Origin of the sequence: Nocardioides sp. HDW12B, from assembly GCF_011299595.1 — a bacterium.
Taxonomy (GTDB): domain Bacteria; phylum Actinomycetota; class Actinomycetes; order Propionibacteriales; family Nocardioidaceae; genus Marmoricola_A.
Genome location: NZ_CP049867.1, coordinates 3,234,558 through 3,254,925 on the forward strand (window position 1 = coordinate 3,234,558; position 20,368 = coordinate 3,254,925).

At 73.1% G+C, this 20,368-nt stretch carries 17 protein-coding genes; 12 read left to right on the top strand and 5 right to left on the bottom strand.

The features are described from left to right. The first annotated feature begins 1 nt into the window (after position 1). The gene (gene glpX, locus G7072_RS15075) at positions 2-1,027 is read left to right on the top strand and encodes a class II fructose-bisphosphatase (protein ID WP_166087762.1); all 1,026 of its coding nucleotides are present in this window, start codon (positions 2-4) and stop codon (positions 1,025-1,027) included. Between the two features lie 12 nt (positions 1,028-1,039). Further along, on the top strand, positions 1,040-1,999 hold the full coding sequence (locus G7072_RS15080; protein ID WP_166087764.1) for a carbohydrate kinase: 960 nt from the start codon (positions 1,040-1,042) through the stop codon (positions 1,997-1,999). Between the two features lie 95 nt (positions 2,000-2,094). Here G7072_RS15080 and G7072_RS15085 read toward each other — a convergent pair whose 3' ends face one another. Beyond that, positions 2,095-2,955 carry an alpha/beta fold hydrolase gene (locus G7072_RS15085; protein WP_166087766.1) on the bottom strand — a complete coding sequence of 287 codons (861 nt, stop codon included), beginning with the start codon at positions 2,953-2,955 and terminating at the stop codon, positions 2,095-2,097. A gap of 89 nt (positions 2,956-3,044) precedes the next feature. Between G7072_RS15085 and G7072_RS15090 the strand changes: the two genes are divergently transcribed. Continuing rightward, on the top strand, positions 3,045-3,980 hold the full coding sequence (locus tag G7072_RS15090) for an alpha/beta hydrolase (protein WP_166087768.1): 936 nt from the start codon (positions 3,045-3,047) through the stop codon (positions 3,978-3,980). A gap of 140 nt (positions 3,981-4,120) precedes the next feature. Here G7072_RS15090 and ugpC read toward each other — a convergent pair whose 3' ends face one another. Further along, a complete protein-coding gene (gene ugpC / locus G7072_RS15095; protein WP_166087771.1) occupies positions 4,121-5,200 on the bottom strand; it encodes a sn-glycerol-3-phosphate ABC transporter ATP-binding protein UgpC in 1,080 nt (359 codons plus the stop codon). Between the two features lie 122 nt (positions 5,201-5,322). Between ugpC and G7072_RS15100 the strand changes: the two genes are divergently transcribed. From G7072_RS15100 to G7072_RS15120, 5 genes are all read left to right on the top strand, one after another. Continuing rightward, positions 5,323-7,020 (top strand): fumarate hydratase, encoded by a 1,698-nt coding sequence (locus G7072_RS15100; protein WP_166087773.1) that lies wholly within the window; start codon positions 5,323-5,325, stop codon positions 7,018-7,020. 76 nt (positions 7,021-7,096) lie between these two features. Next, positions 7,097-7,552, top strand: coding sequence for a DUF3817 domain-containing protein (locus G7072_RS15105; protein ID WP_166087775.1), 456 nt, complete (start codon positions 7,097-7,099; stop codon positions 7,550-7,552). A gap of 148 nt (positions 7,553-7,700) precedes the next feature. Then, a complete protein-coding gene (locus G7072_RS15110; protein WP_166087777.1) occupies positions 7,701-8,201 on the top strand; it encodes a DUF427 domain-containing protein in 501 nt (166 codons plus the stop codon). 46 nt (positions 8,202-8,247) lie between these two features. Further along, positions 8,248-9,018 (top strand): hypothetical protein, encoded by a 771-nt coding sequence (locus G7072_RS15115; protein WP_166087779.1) that lies wholly within the window; start codon positions 8,248-8,250, stop codon positions 9,016-9,018. Beyond that, positions 9,015-10,415 (top strand): class II fumarate hydratase, encoded by a 1,401-nt coding sequence (locus G7072_RS15120; RefSeq protein ID WP_166087781.1) that lies wholly within the window; start codon positions 9,015-9,017, stop codon positions 10,413-10,415. The genes G7072_RS15115 and G7072_RS15120 overlap by 4 nt, the downstream gene beginning before the upstream one ends. A 165-nt stretch (positions 10,416-10,580) precedes the next feature. Here G7072_RS15120 and G7072_RS15125 read toward each other — a convergent pair whose 3' ends face one another. From G7072_RS15125 to G7072_RS15135, 3 genes are all read right to left on the bottom strand, one after another. After that, positions 10,581-11,300, bottom strand: coding sequence for a lytic transglycosylase domain-containing protein (locus G7072_RS15125; RefSeq protein ID WP_206063154.1), 720 nt, complete (start codon positions 11,298-11,300; stop codon positions 10,581-10,583). A gap of 333 nt (positions 11,301-11,633) precedes the next feature. Continuing rightward, positions 11,634-12,905 (bottom strand): PhoH family protein, encoded by a 1,272-nt coding sequence (locus G7072_RS15130; protein ID WP_240917295.1) that lies wholly within the window; start codon positions 12,903-12,905, stop codon positions 11,634-11,636. A gap of 386 nt (positions 12,906-13,291) precedes the next feature. Further along, positions 13,292-14,077, bottom strand: coding sequence for an isoprenyl transferase (locus tag G7072_RS15135; RefSeq protein ID WP_166087784.1), 786 nt, complete (start codon positions 14,075-14,077; stop codon positions 13,292-13,294). Positions 14,078-14,179: 102 nt separating this feature from the next. Between G7072_RS15135 and G7072_RS15140 the strand changes: the two genes are divergently transcribed. The 4 genes from G7072_RS15140 (at position 14,180) to G7072_RS15155 (ending at position 20,359) form a co-directional block, all read left to right on the top strand. Beyond that, positions 14,180-14,914, top strand: a complete 735-nt coding sequence (locus G7072_RS15140) for a hemolysin III family protein (protein WP_166087787.1) — start codon at positions 14,180-14,182, stop codon at positions 14,912-14,914. A gap of 257 nt (positions 14,915-15,171) precedes the next feature. Then, positions 15,172-16,668, top strand: a complete 1,497-nt coding sequence (locus G7072_RS15145) for an MFS transporter (protein WP_166087789.1) — start codon at positions 15,172-15,174, stop codon at positions 16,666-16,668. After that, a complete protein-coding gene (locus tag G7072_RS15150; RefSeq protein WP_166087791.1) occupies positions 16,668-18,770 on the top strand; it encodes a molybdopterin oxidoreductase family protein in 2,103 nt (700 codons plus the stop codon). Before G7072_RS15145 ends, G7072_RS15150 begins: the two co-directional genes overlap by 1 nt. Next, on the top strand, positions 18,767-20,359 hold the full coding sequence (locus G7072_RS15155) for an FAD-dependent oxidoreductase (protein WP_240916977.1): 1,593 nt from the start codon (positions 18,767-18,769) through the stop codon (positions 20,357-20,359). Before G7072_RS15150 ends, G7072_RS15155 begins: the two co-directional genes overlap by 4 nt. Positions 20,360-20,368: the final 9 nt, after the last annotated feature.

Genomic DNA, 20,368 nt, shown 5'->3' on the forward strand with positions numbered 1-20,368 from the left:
CATGACGGACCTCCCTGAGCCCCTGACCCCGTCCGCCTCCGCCCCCGACCGCAACCTCGCGCTCGAGCTGGTGCGGGTCACCGAGGCGGCGGCCATGGCCGCGGGACGCTGGAGCGGCAAGGGCGACAAGAACGGCGCCGACGGGGTCGCGGTCAACGCCATGCGCGTGCTGATCTCCACCGTCGGCATGCGCGGGGTCGTGGTCATCGGTGAGGGCGAGAAGGACAACGCCCCGATGCTCTACAACGGTGAGGAGGTCGGCGACGGCACCGGCCCCGAGTGCGACGTCGCGGTCGACCCGATCGACGGCACCACGCTGGCGGCCAAGGGCATGAACAACGCCATCGCGGTCATGGCCGTCTCCCCGCGCGGGTCGATGTACGACCCCTCCGCGGTGTTCTACATGGAGAAGCTCGTCACCGGCCCCGAGGCCCGTGACGTGGTCGACATCCGCCTGCCGGTCCGCGAGAACATCCAGCGCGTGGCGAAGGCGAAGAACACCGCGCCCGAGGACGTCACCGTGGTGCTGCTGGACCGCCCCCGCCACGAGGGCCTCGTCGACGACATCCGCGCCGCGGGGGCGCGGATCAAGTTCATCTCCGACGGCGACGTCGCGGGCGCCATCATGGCCGCCCGCAACGGCACCGGCATCGACCTGCTGCTCGGCACCGGCGGCACGCCGGAGGGCATCATCGCCGCCTGCGCCATGAAGTGCCTCGACGGCACCATCCAGGCCCGCCTCGCCCCCAAGGACGACGAGGAGCGGCAGCGCGCCCTCGACGCCGGCCACAACCTCGACCCCGACTTCGTCCTCACCACCGACGACCTGGTCAGCGGCGACGACTGCTTCTTCGTCGCCACGGGCATCACCGACGGCGAGCTGATGCAGGGCGTGCGCTACCGATCCGGCGGGGCCACCACCCACTCGCTGGTGATGCGCTCGCGCAGCGGCACCATCCGCAACATCCTCTCCGAGCACCGGCTGGAGAAGCTCCGCTCCTACGCCAGTGTCGACTTCGACCACTGAGGCCTGGGTGGCATGACGGACACGACCGGCACCACCGACACGACCGACTCGGCGGGCACGACCCGCGGAACCTTCGTCGCCGCCGGTGAGGCGCTGGTCGACATCGTGGTCCCCCACGACGGTCCGGCCCTCAGCGCACCCGGCGGCTCCCCGCTCAACGTCGCGGTCGGTCTGTCGCGCCTCGGCCACGACGCCCTGCTGCTGACCCAGCTCGGCGACGACGACCGGGCGACCCTGATCCGCGACCACCTGGACCGCAGCGGCGTACGCCTGGCGCCGGAGTCGGTGCTGCCGGGCTTCCCCACCAGCGCGGCCACCGCCCGCCTCGACGAGCACGGCGCCGCGTCGTACGTCTTCGAGCTGGAGTGGTCGATGCCGGCCGCCACGCTGCCCGCCGACGCCGTCGCGCTCCACGTCGGCTCCATCGGCGTCGCGCTCTCACCCGGGCGAGCCAGCGTCATGGGCCTGGTGCAGCAGGCGCGCGACCGCGGCCTGCTCGTCACCTTCGACCCCAACGCGCGCCCGGCCTTCACCCCCGACGCCGACCGCGCGTGGGCCGACGTCCGCGAGACCGCGTCGTACGCCGCGCTGGTCAAGATGAGCGACGAGGACCTGGAGTTCTACCGGCCGGGCGCCACGCCTGAGCAGGTCGCCCGCGAGCTGCTGGGACCGGTGACCCGCCTGGTCGTCCTCACCCTGGGCGGCCGGGGCGCCCTCGCCTTCACCGCCGAGCACGCCGTCGAGGTGGCCGGCCGCACCACCACGGTGGTCGACACCGTGGGCGCCGGCGACTCGTTCATGGCGGCCCTGGCCACCGTCGCGCTCGAGCACGGCCTCGACGACCTGGGACCGGAGACGCTGCGAGGCCTGCTCGCGGCCGCCCACGAGGTCGGCGCCATCACCGTGTCCCGACGCGGAGCCGACCCGCCGCGGCGCGACGAGCTCTCCCCCGGCTGGCCGCACCGCGCCTGAGCGGCCGGACCAGCAGTCACCAGCCCCGGATCAGCCGGGCACCAGACGGACACCAGACGGACACCAGCCGGGCACCAGACGGGGCCGCCGGAGGATCAGCCGGCGTCGGCGGCGGTGATCGGGTCGACCCAGGCCCAGCGCCGCAGCGCCTCGGGCCGGGCCTGCACCTGCTGCAGCGTCTCGGTGACGAGGTCGAAGACGACCGGGTCCAGGGCCATGCCGCAGTGGCTGGTGCGGACCTCGGCGGCCTGCGCGGCAGGGTCGATGCACGCGCGCCAGTCGGTGATGCCGTCGCGCTTGGAGTAGACGGCGAGGAACGGGAAGTCCTGCGGCAGCGGGCGCCGCGACTCCTCGAACATCGTCAGGGCGCAGGAGCCGGAGGTGCAGTCCTCGCCCATCAGGCGCGAGAGCCCCATGCCGGAGAGCCGGCGCAGCAGACCGACCTGGGCGATGAGCAGGTCGTGGGCGGCACCCGGCGCGAGCATCGGGCTGCCCATGGTCACGATGCCGGAGACGAGGTCGGGCCTCCGTGCGGCGAGCCCCCGGGCGATCATGCCGCCGAGGCTGTGGCCCACCACGGTGACCTTGCGCTCGCGACGGGCCGCGATCTGCTCGACCCGACGCTCCAGCGCCTCCGTGCTGCGGTCGATGCAGCCGACGTTCGCCACGATGCCCGAGCGGTAGACGCGGAAGCCCTGACGGCGCAGGTGCCGGTTCATCCCGGTCAGGGTGTAGTCGCCGGCCAGGAAGCCGGGCACCAGCAGCACCGGGTCGCCGGTCTCACGGGTGCGCTGCGCGTAGGAGACGGTGCGGCGGGTGGCCCGGTCGGCGTTGACGCGGCGGCGGTAGCGGACCGCCTCGCTCACCACGCTGCCCTCGCGAGCCAGCGCCCGCAGCCCGCGGGGGCCGGCGAAGCCCTCCGGGACGAGGAAATCAGCGAGTGGTGAACCGTCCATCCTTCGAAAGTAGCGCCGTCAGGGCGTTCCGGCAGCGAAATCGTGCGGGCCTGGGGAGAGACGCGGAGTCGCTGGCTACCCTTCCTCCCATGTCGTCCGACGCCCGCGAGGCCGCCCCCTCCCCTGCTGTCACCACCTCGGAGGAGCAGGTGGCGACGATCGCCGAGGGCGTCGAGATCTGCTTCCAGACCTTCGGCGACCCCACCGGTGACCCCCTGCTGCTGGTCATGGGGCTGGGCGGACCGCTGACCTGGTGGCCGGCAGCGCTGTGCGAGAAGCTGGCTGCGGCCGGCTTCTTCGTCATCCGCTACGACAACCGCGACACCGGCCGCTCGACGATCTTCCGCGACGGCCGGGTCACCCGCCAGCACCTCGTCGCCGCCTTCCTCGGCCGGCGCGTCCCCGTGCCCTACTCGCTGCGTGACCTGGCCCAGGACGGCCTGGCGCTGCTCGACCACCTCGACCTGCCGGCAGCGCACGTCGCCGGCGTGTCGATGGGCGGGATGATCGCCCAGTCCATGGCCATCGAGGCGCCCGACCGGGTGCTGTCGCTGACCTCGCTCTCCTCCACCACGGGCAACCGCCGGGTCGGGTTCCAGGACCCCCGGCTGCTGCCGCACCTGCTGCGCCGTGCCGGTCGCACCCGCGACGAGTACGTCGCCGGCTCGGTGGCGTTCTGGCGCCGCATCTCCTCGCCCGGCTACCGCGACGCCGACGCCGAGGCGCGCGAGCGTGCCGAGGTCACCTACGACCGCGGCATCAGCCTGAGCGGCGTGATGCGCCACATGATCGCGGTCCTGACCCAGCGCGACCGCACCGAGGCGCTGCGCTCGCTGCAGGTCCCCACCGCGGTGATCCACGGCCTCGCGGACCGGATGGTCCACGTCTCGGGCGGCCGTGCGACGGCCAAGGCCGTCCCGGACGCCGACCTGGTCCTCGTGCCGGGTATGGGCCACGACCTGCCCGCCGGGCTCCACGACGTCTTCGTCGAGACGATCCGCCGCACCGCCGACCGGGTCCGCTGAGGCGCCACGCGCCACGCCCCTCACGTCCCGACACCCCGCGGCGCTCCGGACGCGGAACGACCGGGCCGGCGGTGCCGGCCCGGTCGCCCGGTGGATCGATCGCAGTGCCTCGTCAGCCTCGGTCGGCCTCGGAGACGGCCTCAGTCGCTGAGGCGGTCACCGGTGTCGGTGTCGAAGACGTGCACGTGGTGCGGGTCGGTCGTGATGTACATCGTCTCGCCCTTGCGGGGGTGGTCCCGGCCGCTGACGCGGATGATGACGTTGGACGGGACGCCCTCGACGTCGCTGGTGCCGTAGACGAAGCTGTCGGCGCCGAGCTCCTCGATGACGGTCACGTTGACCGGCAGGCCCTCGCTCTCGCCGACGAGCCGCCAGTTCTCCGGCCGCACCCCGACGGTGACGTTGCCCTCCATCTTCTTCGCCGCGGTCTCGTCCACGGGCACGGCGTACTGGCCGAGCGCGACCTTGCCGCCGGCGGCCTTGCCCTCGAGCAGGTTCATGGCCGGGGAGCCGATGAAGCCCGCGACGAACAGGTTGCGGGGCTTGTCGTAGAGCCGCAGCGGGGTGTCGACCTGCATGAGGTGACCGTCCTTCATGACCGCGACCCGGTCGCCCATCGTCATGGCCTCGACCTGGTCGTGGGTGACGTAGACGGTGGTGACGCCGAGCTCGGCCTGCAGCTTGGCGATGTCGGTGCGGGTCGCGACGCGCATCTTGGCGTCGAGGTTCGACAGCGGCTCGTCCATGCAGAAGACCTGGGGCGAGCGGACGATCGCGCGGCCCATGGCGACCCGCTGGCGCTGACCACCGGAGAGCGCCTTCGGCTTGCGGTCGAGGTACTCCGTCAGGCCGAGGATCTTGGCGGCGTCCTCGACGCGCTTGCGGCGCTCCTCGTCCTTGACCTTCGCCATCTTCAGCGCGAAGCCCATGTTGTCGGCGACCGACATGTGCGGGTAGAGCGCGTAGTTCTGGAACACCATCGCGATGTCGCGGTCCTTGGGCGGCATCGTGGTGACGTCGCGGTCACCGATGTAGATCTTGCCCTCGTTGACCTCCTCGAGCCCGGCGAGCATCCGCAGGGTCGTGGACTTGCCGCACCCGGACGGGCCGACGAGCACCATGAACTCGCCGTCGGCGATCTCCAGGTCGATGCCCGGCACCGCGGGCTTGTCGGCCCCGGGATACCAGCGCTGGGCCTTCTCGAACCTCACTACTGCCATGCTGAAAACGCCTCCTCCACCGGCAGGAACGTGCCGGACGATCCGTTGTGAGAGTGATGTGCGTCACCAACCTAGGGGGGAAGGGGAAAGTGCGTCCAGAGCCCTCGCTCTACGCTCGTGCGATGAGCGCGTCCCCGACCCCTGACCTGCCCGCCTCCGACCTGCTGCCGAGCGGCCCGGACCGTACGCCGTACCGGCTGCTGACCAGCGAGGGCGTCCGGGTGGAGCAGGTCGGCGGACGACGGTTCCTCCACGTCGACCCGGAGGCGATCCGGCTGCTGACCGACGAGGCCATGCACGACATCGCGCACTTCCTCCGCCCCGCCCACCTGGCCCAGCTGCGGCGGATCATCGACGACCCCGAGGCCAGCGGCAACGACCGCTTCGTGGCGCTGGACCTGCTGAAGAACGTCAACATCTCCGCCGGCGGCGTGCTGCCGATGTGCCAGGACACCGGCACCGCCATCGTCATGGGCAAGAAGTCGGAGGGCGTGCTCACCGGCGCCGACGACGCGGCGTGGATCAGCCGCGGCGTGGCCGACGCCTACACCCGGCTCAACCTGCGCTACTCCCAGCTCGCACCGCTGACGATGTGGGAGGAGAAGAACACCGGCACCAACCTGCCGGCCCAGATCGAGCTGTACTCCACCCCGGGTGGAGCGGAGCACGACCCGTCGTACAAGTTCCTGTTCATGGCCAAGGGCGGCGGCTCGGCCAACAAGTCGTTCCTGTTCCAGGAGACCAAGGCGGTCCTCAACCCGAAGCGGATGCTCGAGTTCCTCGACGAGAAGATCCGCTCCCTCGGCACGGCCGCCTGCCCGCCGTACCACCTGGCCGTGGTCATCGGCGGCACCAGCGCCGAGTTCGCCCTGAAGACCGCGAAGTACGCCTCCGCGCACTACCTCGACGACCTGCCCACCGAGGGCTCGATGGCGGCCCACGGCTTCCGTGACCTCGAGCTGGAGCAGCAGGTCTTCGAGCTCACGCAGTCGTTCGGGATCGGGGCGCAGTTCGGCGGGAAGTACTTCTGCCACGACGTCCGCGTCGTGCGCCTCCCCCGCCACGGCGCGTCCTGCCCGGTCGCGCTCGCGGTGTCCTGCTCGGCCGACCGCCAGGCGCTCGGCAAGATCACCGCCGAGGGTGTCTTCCTCGAGCAGCTCGAGACCGACCCGGCGCAGTACATGCCCGAGGCCGGCGTCGCGCGCGACGTGGCCGGCGGCGAGGTGGTCCCGATCGACCTCAACCGGCCGATGGACGAGATCCTCGCCGAGCTCTCGGGGCACCCCGTCAAGACCCGGCTCTCGCTGACCGGTCCGCTCGTCGTGGCGCGCGACATCGCGCACGCGAAGATCAAGGAGCGGCTCGACGCCGGCGAGGAGATGCCGTCCTACCTGCGCGACCACCCCGTCTACTACGCCGGCCCGGCCAAGACGCCCGACGGCATGGCGTCCGGCTCGTTCGGCCCGACGACGGCGGGCCGCATGGACTCCTACGTCGAGCAGTTCCAGGCCGCCGGCGGCTCGAAGGTGATGCTGGCCAAGGGCAACCGATCGGTGCAGGTGACCCGGGCCTGCGAGGCGCACGGCGGGTTCTACCTCGGCTCGATCGGTGGACCGGCCGCCCGGCTCGCCCAGGACTGCATCACCTCGGTCGAGGTGCTGGAGTACGAGGAGCTCGGCATGGAGGCCGTCTGGAAGATCGAGGTCCGCGACTTCCCGGCCTTCATCGTCGTCGACGACAAGGGCAACGACTTCTTCGCCGACCCGGCCGGTCAGACGACGGTGCCGCTCAGCGGGATCCGGGTGCGCTCGAAGGAGTGAGCCCGCACCGAGGGGTGTGAGCAGGGTCATCGGTCAGCGGCGTGGGCGAGGACGCCTCGGCTGGCACGATCGAGACGTGCACCCACGACCGCTGTTCCGCCGGCTCGCCCGTCTGGAGGCCCTCACCTGGGCGCTCCTGCTGACGGGCATGTTCCTCAAGTACGTCACCGAGACCACCGAGCTCGGCGTACGCGTCTTCGGCATGGTCCACGGCGTCGTCTTCGTCGCCTACTGCGTGGGGGCCGCGACCGTCGCGGTCGACCGTCGCTGGTCGCCCGGCCGGACGCTGCTCGCGCTGCTGGCGGCGGTACCGCCCTTCGCCACCCTCGCCTTCGAGCGGTACGCCGAGCGGCGCGACGCCCTGGGCGGCCCCCACGAACCCTGGCGCCTGCGCACCGAGCCGCCCCGGACGGTCCTCGAGCGGGTCGTGGCGTGGCTCGTGCGCAACCCGGCCCTCGGTGCCGGAGCCGGAGCCCTGGCCGTCGCCGGCCTCACCGCGGTGGCCCTCGCCGTCGGTCCACCCGTCGGCTGACCCTCGCGCGTGCACGAGTGCACGTTTCGCGCGTGCACGACTGACGCATCGCGCGTGCACGCCTGACGCTTCGCGCGTGCACGCCTGACGCTTCGCGCGTGCACGCGCGACGCTTCGCGGGTGAACGGGGCGGTGGCAGGCTGGCGAGGTGAGCTACCCCCCGCCCCGTGACCCCGTCCGCCCCGGCCAGCTCTCGGTCTGGGACTTCCCCCGGCCCCCGGCGGCCGAGCAGTGGCACGAGCGCGTCGTGCTGCGCCTCGGCGGGCAGGTCATCGCCGAGACGACCGAGGCGTGGGTCGTGCTGGAGACCTCCCACCCGCCGACGTACTACCTGCCGCCGACCGCCTTCGCCGACGGTGCGCTGCGACCGGCCCGCGGGTCGTCGTACTGCGAGTGGAAGGGGCAGGCGACCTACCTCGACCTCGTCGGCGGGGACGTGGTCGCCGAGCGCGCCGCGTGGACCTACCCCGACCCGACGCCGGCGTTCCGGATGCTGCTGGACCACGTCTCGCTCTACCCCGCCGCGCTGGACTCGGTGACCGTCGACGACGTCGAGGTCGATCCCCAGCCGGGCGGCTTCTACGGCGGCTGGATCACCCCGCGGGTCGCCGGCCCCTTCAAGGGGTCTCCGGGCACCCTCGGCTGGTGACACCCGGCACGTCCCGCCCGGGGTGCGATGGGGGCAGGATGGCCCCATGACGTACGTCGACGTGGCTCGGGCCACCTCGGAGCGGGGCGAGGTGGTGCTCCGCCGGCGCGCCGCGGACGACGACGTCACGACCACGGCGTACGGCGGAGGGCACGTCGGGGGCCACGTCGGAGGCCCCACGGTCCTGGAGCTGCGGGTCAACGGCGTCTTCGTCATGGACTCGGCCGAGAACGCCTCCGAGGTGGCCATGGCCCGCGTCGCCCTGGAGCGCTGCCCGACACCCCGCACCGTCCTCGTCGGCGGGCTCGGCCTCGGCTTCACCACGCACGAGGTGCTCGCCGACGACCGGGTCGAGCGCGTCGTGGTGGCCGAGATCGAGGAGGCGCTCGTCGGGTGGTTCCGCGACGGCACCGTGCCGCACGGCCCGACGTACCTCGCCGACGAGCGGCTGCACGTCCACGTCGGCGACGTGCGCCAGGTCGTCGCCGAGTCGCCCCCGGCGTCGGTGGACCTGGTGCTGCTCGACGTCGACAACGGGCCCGGCTTCCTCGTCCACGCGGGCAACAGCCTGATCTACCAGGGGCCGTTCCTGCGGCAGGTCCACGACCTGCTGCGGCCCGACGGCGTGGTCGTCGTGTGGTCCTCCACCGACGACGAGGCCCTGACCGACGCGCTGACCGACGTGTTCGGCACCTGCACCGTCGAGTCCCACCCGGTCCGCCTCCAGGACCGCGACGAGCAGTACTGGCTGCACCTGGCCCAACGACCGGCCCAACGACTGGCCCAACGACCCACCGACCCGAGGGAGACCCGATGAGCGCCCCGCTCGACACCGACGAGACCCGCACCGAGCACGACAGCATGGGAGAGGTCCAGGTGCCCCGGGACGCGCTCTGGCGGGCGCAGACCCAGCGGGCGGTCGAGAACTTCCCGATCTCCGGCGTCGGGCTCGAGCACGAGCACGTGCAGGCGCTGGCCTACGTCAAGGCCGCCGCGGCCCGCGTCAACGGGCGGCTGGGGATCCTCGACGACGACGTCGCCGAAGCGGTCCGCACCGCGGCCCTCGAGGTCGCCGGCGGCGAGCACCTCGACCACTTCCCCGTCGACGTGTTCCAGACCGGCTCGGGCACCAGCTCGAACATGAACATGAACGAGGTGCTGGCCTCGCTGGCCTCGCGGGCCGGCACCGAGGCCCACCCCAACGACCACGTCAACGCCAGCCAGTCCAGCAACGACGTCTTCCCGACCTCGATCCACGTCGCGGCCACCCGCTCGGCCACCCTCCACCTGCTGCCCGCGCTGGACCACCTCGCCACCGCCCTGGAGGCCAAGGCCGAGGAGTTCGCCGACACCGTGAAGTCGGGCCGCACCCACCTCATGGACGCCACCCCGGTGATGCTCGGCCAGGAGTTCTCCGGGTACGCCGCCATCGTGCGGCTGGGCATCGACCGCGTGCGCAGCAGCCTGCCGCGGGTCGCCTCGCTGCCGCTGGGCGGCACGGCGGTCGGGACCGGCATCAACACGCCCGAGGGCTTCCCGGCGGCGGTGATCGAGGAGCTCGCCGAGCTGACCGACCTGCCCTTCACGGAGGCGGAGAACCACTTCGAGGCCCAGGGCGGGCGCGACGCGCTCGTGGAGCTGTCGGGGCAGCTGCGCACCCTCGCGGTCGGTGTCACCAAGATCTGCAACGACCTGCGGTGGATGTCCTCGGGGCCGCGCACCGGGCTGGCCGAGATCGCCCTGCCCGACCTCCAGCCGGGCTCCAGCATCATGCCCGGCAAGGTGAACCCGGTGCTGCCGGAGGCCACGCTCATGGTGTGCGCCCAGGTCGTCGGCAACGACGCCACGGTCGCCTTCGCCGGCGCGAGCGGCTCCTTCGAGCTCAACGTGATGATGCCGGTCATGGCCCGCAACCTGCTCGAGTCGATCCGGCTGCTGGCCAACGCCTCGACGCTGCTGGCCGACCGCTGCATCGACGGGATCACCGCCCACGAGGAGCGGATGCTGACCTACGCCGAGTCCTCCCCGTCGGTCGTGACGCCGCTGAACCGCTACATCGGCTACGAGAACGCCGCCAAGGTCGCCAAGACCGCGCTGGCCGAGGAGAAGACCATCAAGGAGGTCGTCCTGGCGATGGGGTTCGTGGAGAACGGCGACCTCACCGAGGAGCAGCTCGACGCCGCGCTCGACGTACGCCGCATGACGCGTCCCTGAAGCCGCGCGGGGCACGGAGCGGCACGAAAAAGGGCTCGACCCCGCCACGCACGAGGCGTGACGGGGCCGAGGCGGTTGGTGGGGGGATACCAACCGCAGACCGGTCCCGGAGGGGATGTGGACCGGTCGTTCGGGGGCAGGCGCCGTTGCGCCCGGGGTCGACGGTCAGTACCAGCCGTTGGCCTGGGAGTGGCTCCAGGCGCTGCACGGGCTGCCGTAGCGCTCCGCGATGTAGCCCAGGCCCCACTCGATCTGGGTGGCCGGGTTGGTCTCCCAGTCGGCGCCGGCACTGGCCATCTTCGAGCCGGGCAGCGCCTGCGGGATGCCGTACGCCGAGCTGGTGGGGTTGGCGGCCTGGGGGTCCCAGCCGCTCTCCTTGACCCACAGGGAGTCGAGGCAGCCGAACTCGCTGGAGGACCAGCCGTAGTCGGCGAGCATGGCCTGCGCGATCTCGCGCGGGTCGCCCAGCTCGACGGTCCGGGTGCGGGACTCCTGCGGGCCGGGGCGGGCCTCGGCGCGCAGGGCCTGGGCCTTGGCCGGGTCGGCGGCGCGGCCGCCCGAGCGGGAGAGCCGCTCGTCGCCGCGGGACTCGGCCAGCCGAGCCAGCTCCGCGGCGTTCGGCGTCGGCAGCACGACGTCGGTGGTGCTCGCCGCGGTCCGGGCGACGACGGGCTCGTCGGAGGTCTCGGCGCTGAGCGCGGTGGCGCCGACGACGACGCCGGCGAGGACGGCGGTCAGCGCGACGCCGCGACGCACGCGGCGGCCGAGCTGGAGGGAGGCTCCAGGGCGGTCGTCGGTCGTCCCCGCGTCAGGCGCGGAGGACTCGACGGAGGTCGCGGTCAGGTCGGACAGGTGCTTCGGCGTTCGGTTCGGACGCAGGGGCACAACTCACTCACAGACGGTGGACGACAAGGTCATCGGCGCTCCGAGTGGCACCGGGGCCGCGCCTCGACGGACGCGGGGTGAACCACCACCATGACCCGATGTCGGTCGATCGTCCAAATCCTCCGGCTGTGAGGTGAGTCGCGCGTGACCCTGCGCGTCGTCGGTCGTTGGGACCGGTCCGACCGGGGTCGGCGCCACCTCTGTCACACCTGCACCGGTCGTCACGGCCCTGGTGATCCAGATCTCGTCGCACGCGATCGGCGGAGCCGATCGGCAGCGACACGCGAGCGGGGGTAGAGCCGGCCCGCCCGGCCCACCCCCGCCCGACGTACCTCAGACGACGACGCTCTCGAGCAGGTCGGTGACCAGCGCCGCGATGGGCGAGCGCTCGGAGCGGGTCAGCGTGACGTGGGCGAAGAGCGGGTGGCCCTTGAGCTTCTCGACCACCGCCACGATGCCGTCGTGGCGTCCGACCCGCAGGTTGTCGCGCTGCGCGACGTCGTGGGTCAGGACCACCTTGGAGTTCGCCCCGATGCGCGAGAGCACGGTGAGCAGCACGTTGCGCTCCAGCGACTGGGCCTCGTCGACGATGACGAAGGCGTCGTGCAGCGAGCGGCCGCGGATGTGCGTCAGCGGCAGCACCTCGAGCATCCCGCGGTCGAGGACCTCGTCGATCACGGCCGGGGAGGTCATCGCACCCAGGGTGTCGAAGACCGCCTGCGCCCACGGCGACATCTTCTCGCTCTCGGAGCCGGGCAGGTAGCCGAGCTCCTGGCCGCCGACGGCGTACAGCGGACGGAACACCACGACCTTCTTGTGGTGCCCGCGCTCGAGGACGGCCTCGAGACCCGCGCACAGGGCGAGCGCGGACTTGCCGGTGCCCGCGCGACCGCCGAGCGACACGATGCCGACGTCGGGGTCGAGCAGCAGGTCCAGCGCGACGCGCTGCTCCGCCGAGCGCCCGTGCAGCCCGAAGGCCTCCCGGTCGCCGCGCACCAGCTGCACGCCCTTGTCGGGCGTCACCCGACCGAGGGCGCTGCCGCGCTCGGAGAGCAGCACGAGACCGGTGTGGCACGGCAGCTCGGCCGCCTCCTCGAGGTCGACCCTGCCGGCGTCGTAGAGGTCGTCGACGTCCGCGGCGGCCACCTCGACCTCGACCATGCCGGTCCACCCCGACTCGGGCGCCAGCTCGGCGCGGTACTCCTCGGCGTCGAGGCCGACCGCCGAGGCCTTGATCCGCAGCGGCATGTCCTTGCTGACCAGCGTGACCCGGGCGCCCTCGTTGGCGAGGTTCTGCGCCACCGCGAGGATCCGGGTGTCGTTGTCGCCGAGCCGGAAGCCCGAGGGCAGCGATGTGGGGTCGGTGTGGTTCAGCTCGACGCGGACCGTCCCGCCCGCGTCGCCGATCGGCACCGCCCGGTCGAGCCGGCCGTTCTCGACCCGCAGCTCGTCGAGGCGTCGCAGCGCGGCGCGGGCGAAGTAGCCGAGCTCGGGGTGGTGGCGCTTGGCCTCCAGCTCGGTGACCACGACCACCGGGAGGACGACCTCGTGCTCATCGAACCGGCCCAGGGCGGCCGGGTCGGCGAGGAGGACGCTCGTGTCCAGGACGTAGGTCCGCGGACCGTCCGGGTGGGGCGTGCCGGTCGCGTCCGGGACGGAGGCGGCCGATGAGGCGCTGCGTACGTGAGCCACTGGTTGCTCCTCGCGAGACCGCACGCGCACTCGGCGCCCGGCCTCAGATCGTTGTCTGGAACCGGGACCGGGCCCGAAAGTCCGAGTGCGGACCTCCGGATGGTGCTGGATCGTGAGCTCTCACGAACGGGCCTCCCGTCGCCCCGGGCTTCCCCACCCGGTGCTGCTGCCGACGCTACGACCGGGGGTCGTCGATCACGCGACGACACGCCTGACGACACGTGGCGTTCACGAGGCGAGTCGGGTCCGGTCGCGTCAGGTCGCGTCGGGCCGTGCTGTCGCGCTCGGGTCGCGTCGGGTCACTGACCGAAGCGGCGGTGGCGCACGGCGTACGCCCGGAGCGCGCGCAGGAAGTCCACGCGGCGGAAGTCGGGCCAGTAGGCCTCGCAGAAGTAGAACTCGCTGTGCGCGCTCTGCCAGAGCAGGAACCCGCCGAGCCGCTGCTCACCCGACGTGCGGATGACGAGGTCCGGGTCGGGCTGGCCGCGGGTGTAGAGGTGCTCGGCGATGTGGTCGACGTCGAGGACCTCGGCCAGCTCCTCGATCGAGGTGCCCTGTCCGGCGTGGTGCTGCAGCAGGGACCGTACGGCGTCCGCGATCTCGCGCCGGCCGCCGTACCCGACGGCGATGTTGACCAGCGTGCCGTCGACGTCGTGCGTGGCGTCGGCGGCGTCCTTGAGGACCCGGGCCGTCGCGGGCGGCAGCAGGTCGAGCGCACCGACCGGGTTGATCCGCCAGTGGCCGGCGGCCGCGAGCTCGGTGACGACGTCCTCGATGATGCCCAGCAGCGGCGCGAGCTCCTCGGCGGGACGGTTCAGGTTGTCGGTCGACAGCAGCCACAGCGTGACCACCTCGACGCCGAGGTCGTCGCACCAGGCCAGGAACGGCGAGATGTTCGCCGCGCCGGCGCGGTGGCCGGCGGCGGTGTCGGCGCCGACCGCGCGCGCCCAGCGTCGGTTGCCGTCGAGCATGACCCCCACGTGCTTGGGGAGCCGGTCGGACCCCAGCGTCTCCAGCTGACGCACCAGCCGGGCCTCGTAGGTGGGGTAGAGCACGCGCTTGGCCGCGTCCTTGAAGGTGCCCACCGGCTCAGCGTAGCGACGAGGTGCCCGCTCCGGGGGCGCCTGCGGGTCCACCGATCCGGCCTTCGGCTGAAGCACCCACCTGGCGCCCGTACCCTGGAGCCCATGGAACGCCGACCGATGAGCCACCTGAGGCAGGACGCAGCGACCCACGCCGCCGATGCCGTGGACTACCTCGGGGAGCACCTCGCCGCCGTCGTCGCGGAGGTCAAGCCCAAGCTCCGCGGGTGGCTGCACGCCGTGACCTCACCGCTCACGCTGGCCGCCGGCGTCGTGCTCATCGTGCTGTCCCCGACGGCCGCGAGCCGGGTCGGCTCGGCGGTCTTCATGGGCTCGGCGGTGCTGCTGTTCAGCGTCTCGGCGATCTACCACCGGGGCACCTGGAGCCCGCGGGTCTGGTCGGCGCTGCAGCGCTTCGACCACGCGAACATCTTCCTGCTGATCGCCGGCAGCTACACCCCGTTCACGCTGCTGCTGCTCGACGGCGCCACCCGCACGGTGATGCTGAGCGTCGTCTGGGGCGGTGCCGGCCTCGGCGTCGCGCTGCGGCTGTTCTGGCGCACGGCCCCGCGGTGGGCCTTCGTCCCGATCTACCTCGCGCTGGGCTGGGCCGCGGTCTTCGTCGCCCCCCAGTTCGCGGCCTCGGCCAGCACCGCGGTCATCGTGCTCATCGCCGCCGGCGGCCTGCTCTACACGGTCGGCGGGGTCGTCTACGGCTTCCGCAAGCCCGACCCGTTCCCGTCGTGGTTCGGCTTCCACGAGGTGTTCCACACCCTCACCATCGCGGCGTTCACCACCCACTACGTGGGCGTCTCGCTCGCGACGTACTCCCTGCGCTGACCCCCGCCCTTCTCGCATGTAACGCGGGGTTATGGACGGGTCACTCGGGGCGCACGCCTTGGGCGGCGTCCATAACCCCGCGTTACATGTGTCCGGGTGTCTGGGGTGTGAGCCCGTGAGGCCTGTGAGGTCGTGAGGAAAAGTTGACCTCGAGGAGACGCCGGACGGTCCGAGCCGGAAACCTTCGCGCACCAGATTGATGCCCGGCGCGGTGATCGCGCCCCTCGACGCGCATCACCTGCGAAGGAGCACGACCAGTGGCCACCCTCCACGACGCCCCCACGACCCGGACCGAGCCGGGCCCGGACGCCCCGGCCCGGCGCACCCGCCGCTGGATCGACGACTGGCGCCCCGACGACACCGACTTCTGGGAGGGCGGCGGCAAGAAGGTCGCCCGCCGCAACCTGCTCTGGTCGATCTTCGCCGAGCACCTCGGCTTCTCGGTCTGGCTGATCTGGAGCGTCTCGGCCGCCCTGCTCCTGGCCACCGGCTTCGACTTCACCCCGCAGCAGCTCTTCCTGCTGGTGGCCGCGCCCAACCTCGTCGGTGCGCTGATCCGGGTGCCCTACACGTTCGCGGTGCCGACGTTCGGCGGCCGCAACTGGACCGTCGTCAGCGCGCTGCTGCTGCTGGTACCGACCCTGCTCTTCGTCTGGGCCGTGCAGAACCCCCAGACGCCGTACTGGGCCTTCGTCGCGATCGCAGCCACCGCCGGCCTCGGCGGCGGCAACTTCGCCTCCTCGATGGCCAACATCAACGCCTTCTACCCCGCCGACAAGAAGGGCGCCGCCCTCGGGCTCAACGCCGCCGGCGGCAACCTCGGCGTCTCGGTCATCCAGTTCTTCCTGCCGATCGTCGTCGGCGGCGCGGGCGCCTTCGGCCTGGTCGCGGCGTCCGGCTCGATCCACCTCGAGCGCGCCGGCTGGCTGTACGTCGCTCTCGCGGTGGTCGCTGCCCTGGCGGCGTACTTCCTCATGGACAACCTGGGCACGGCCACCGCCTCGACCAAGCAGACCGCGGCCGTGGTGAAGCGGCCCCAGACCTGGGTGATGTCGGTGCTCTACATCGGCACCTTCGGGTCGTTCATCGGCTACTCCGCGGCGATGCCGCTGCTGATCAAGCTGAACTTCTGGGTGCCGGCCGGCGGTCCGACGGGCACCGGCATCAACTTCGCCTACTTCGCCTTCCTCGGCGCGCTGATCGGCTCCTTCACCCGGCCCTTCGGCGGATGGCTGGCCGACCGCTTCGGCGGCGCCCGCGTCACCGTCGGCGCCTTCCTGGTGATGATGGCCGGCACCGTCGTGGTGCTGTGGACGCTGACCCGTCTGACGCCCAACCCCGAGGCGCTGGCCGCGGTGGCGCAGGACAACACCTCGTGGTTCCCGCTGTTCCTCGGCTCCTTCATGGTCGTGTTCGCCGCGACCGGCGTGGGCAACGGCTCGACGTACCGCATGATCCCGGCGATCTGGCGCCACCGGGCCGAGAAGGCCACCCTGCCGGGCACCCCCGACCGCGAGCTGTCGCTGGCCGCGGCGGTCAAGGAGAGCAGCGCGGCCGTCGGCATCATCGGCGCCGTCGGCGCGCTCGGCGGCTTCGGGATCCCGATGATGTTCGGCGCCCCCTGGATCGACGACCCGGTCTCGGCGGTCCGCACCGCGTTCGTGCTCTTCATCGGCTACTACGCCCTCTGCGCGCTCGTCACCTGGGCGGTCTACCTGCGACGCGGCGCCGCGCTCGCCGAGGCCGGGGTCTGATGACGGGCACCCCGCGTGGCGCCTCCCCCGGGGCGGCGGCGGGCACGGCCGTCGAGACGCACTGCCCCTACTGCTCCCTGCAGTGCGGGATGCGGCTGGCCGGTCGTCGCACCCTCGAGGTGCGGCCGTGGGAGGAGTTCGCGGTCAACGAGGGCGGCCTGTGCCGCAAGGGCTGGACGGCGGCCGGGCTCACCGGCCACCGCGAGCGGCTCACCACCCCGCTGGTGCGCGACCGCGCCACCGGCGAGCTGCGTCCGGTCGGCTGGGAGGCCGCGCTCGACCTGGTCGCCGAGCGGCTGGGCACGATCCGGGACACCCACGGCAACGACGCCGTCGGGGTCTTCGGGGGCGGCGGCCTGACCAACGAGAAGGCCTACCTGCTCGGCAAGTTCGCCCGGGTCGCGCTCGGCACCAGCCAGGTCGACTACAACGGCCGCTGGTGCATGAGCTCGGCGGCCTCGGCGGCCAACCGCGCCTTCGGCGTCGACCGCGGCCTGCCCTTCCCGCTGGCCGACGTCGAGCAGACCGACGTGCTCGTGCTCGTCGGGTCGAACCTCGCCGAGACCATGCCCCCGGCGGCCCGCCACCTCGACCGGCTCCGCGCCCGCGGCGGTCGCGTGGTCGTGATCGACCCGCGGCGCACCCCGACCGCGGACCGCGCCGACGTGTTCCTCCAGCCCGTCCCCGGCACCGACCTCGCGCTCGCCCTCGGCGTCCTGCACCTGCTCGTCGCCGGCGGCCACGTCGCCGAGGAGTACGTCGACTCGCGCACGTCCGGCTTCGAGGCCGTCCGCGACTCGGTGGCGTCGTGGTGGCCGGAGCGCACCGAGCGGGTGACCGGGGTGGCGGCGACCGAGGTCCGCGCCCTCGCCGACCTGCTCGCCGGTGCTCCCAAGGTCACCGTGCTGACCGCCCGCGGCGCCGAGCAGCACGCCCAGGGCTCCGACACCGTGCTGGCCTGGATCAACGTGGCGCTGGCGCTGGGCATGTGCGGGGAGCCGCACGCCGGCTACGGCTGCCTCACCGGGCAGGGCAACGGCCAGGGCGGCCGCGAGCACGGCCAGAAGGCCGACCAGCTGCCCGGCTACCGCTCCATCACGGACCCCGCGGCCCGGGCCCACGTGGCCGGCGTCTGGGGCGTCGACCCCGACAGCCTGCCCGGCGCGGGCCGCTCGGCGTACGAGCTGCTCGACGCGCTCGGCACCCCCACCGGCCCCCGCGCCCTGCTGGTGCACGGCTCCAACATCGCCGTCTCGGCCCCGAACGCCAGCCACGTCGTCGACCGTCTCGCCGCCCTCGACCTGCTCGTGGTCTGCGACCTCGTGCTGTCGGAGACCGCGGCGCTGGCCGACGTCGTGCTGCCCGTCACGCAGTGGTCGGAGGAGACCGGCACGATGACGAACCTCGAGGGTCGCGTGGTGCTGCGCCGCCAGGCCCGGTCGGCGCCCGAGGGCGTCCGCTCCGACCTCGACGTGCTCGCCGGCCTGGCCGAGCGGCTCGGCTGCACCGCTGCCTTCCCGACCGACCCGGAGGAGGCCTTCGCCGAGCTGGGACGAGCCTCGGCCGGTGGACCGGCCGACTACAGCGGCATCACCTACGACCGCATCACCGCCGAGCAGGGCGTGTTCTGGCCGTGCCCGGCGACCCCGGGCGAGGCCCACCCGGGCACCCCGCGGATGTTCACCGACCGCTTCGCCACCCCCGACGGCCGGGCCCGCTTCCTGGCCGTCGAGCACCGCGGCACCGCGGAGCCGGTCGACGCCGGGTTCCCGGTCCACCTGACCACCGGGCGGGTGCTCGGGCAGTACCAGTCCGGCGCCCAGACCCGCCGCGTCCGCGACCTGCCCGACACCGGGCCCTTCGTCGAGATGCACCCGATGCTCGCGGCGCGGCTCGGGGTCGCCGACGGGCTGCCGGTCACGCTGAGCACCCGCCGCGGCGAGCTCCGCGCCCCCGCCCGTGTGGTCGCCACCATCCGCCCCGACACCGTCTTCGTGCCGTTCCACTGGCTCGGCGTCAACCGGCTCACCAACGACGCCCTCGACCCCGCCAGCCGGATGCCGGAGTTCAAGGTCTGCGCCGCGTCGGTGGTGGCGGCGTGACCGGCTCCGCGCCCGGGCCCGAGACCGCCCCCACGACCGCCCCCGCGACCGGCCCAGAGTCCGGCGACGCCCGCCGCGAGCGCCTCGTCGTCGTCGGCAACGGCATGGCCGCCACCCGGCTCGTCGAGGAGCTCGTCGCCCGCGGCTACCCCGGGCACGTCACGGTCCTCGGCGACGAGCCGGCGCCGGCGTACAACCGGATCCTGCTCTCCGCCGTCCTCGAGGGCACCCACGACCGCGGCGCGATCACCCTGCGCCGCCCCGGGTGGTACGCCGAGCACGGCGTCACACTGCGCCTGGGCACGCGGGTGCTCACCGTCGACCGCGAGCACCGCGACGTGATGCTCGTCGACGGCGAGACGATCGGCTGGGACCGGCTGGTGCTGGCCACGGGCGTGATCCCGACGCTGCCGCCGATGCGGGGGCTGGTGCGCGTCGACGGCACCCTGCACCCGGCCGTCCACGCCTTCCGGTCGCTGGCCGACTGCGAGCGCCTCGACGCCGCGGTCAGCGCCGCGACGGGCGCCGCGAGCAGCCACGGAAGCGGCCCCGAGGCCGGCCCGGGAGGCGGCCCCCGGCGCGCCGTCGTCGTGGGCGGCGGCCTGCTGGGCCTGCAGGTCGCCCGTGCGCTCGCGCTGCGCGGCCTGCGCACCGAGCTGATCGAGGGCAGCGAGCACGTGCTGTCGCGCCAGGTGGTGCCGGCGGCCGGGCAGCTGCTCGCGCGGAGCCTGCGCCGGCTCGGCACCGAGGTCTACGTCGGCGCCCGTGGCGTCCGCCTGCTCGACCGCCCCGACCCCGAGGGCCGCCCGGGCGTGGGCGTGCAGCTCGACAACGGGCACGTCCTCGACACCGACCTCGTCGTGCTCACCGCCGGCGGCCGGCCGTCGGTCGCGCTGGCCCGCAACGCGGGCCTCGCCGTCCGCCGCGGCGTGGTCGTCGACGACCAGCTCGCCTCGGTCACCGACGCAGCGGTCCACGCGATCGGCGACTGCGCCGAGCACCGCGAGACGCTCTCCGGCTTCGTGCCGCCGGCGTGGGAGCAGGCCTCCGTGCTGGCCCGCCGGCTGTGCGGGGAGGACGTGGCCTACGAGGGCACCCGGGCGGTCGCCCGGTTGCGCGCCACCGACCTCGACGTCGCCGTCCTGGGCGACCCGGTCCACGCCGAGGGCGAGGTCGTCGAGGTCGCCAACCCGCTTCCCGGCCCGGACCGCGCCGGGAAGCACAGCCGCCTCGTGGTCCGCGACGGCGTCATCGAGGCGGCCTCGCTGGTCGGGGACCTGTCGAAGGTCGGGCTGATCACCCAGCTCTACGACCGGCGCACCCCGCTCGGGCTCTTCGACCCCGGCGAGCTGCTGCTGCCCGACCCGGCCGACGAGCCACTGCGCCCGGTCCTCGGCGAGGACGCGGAGGTCTGCGCCTGCGCCCGCGTCACCGTCGGCCGGGTCCGCGCCTGCGCCGACCTCGACGAGGCCCGGGCCACGACGCGGGCGACCACGGGCTGCGGCGGCTGCCGCGACGACGTCCGCGCGCTCTGCGGGACCAGCACGCGCACGCAGGACCCCCGTCCGCTCAGCCCGACACATTCCTGACACATGCCC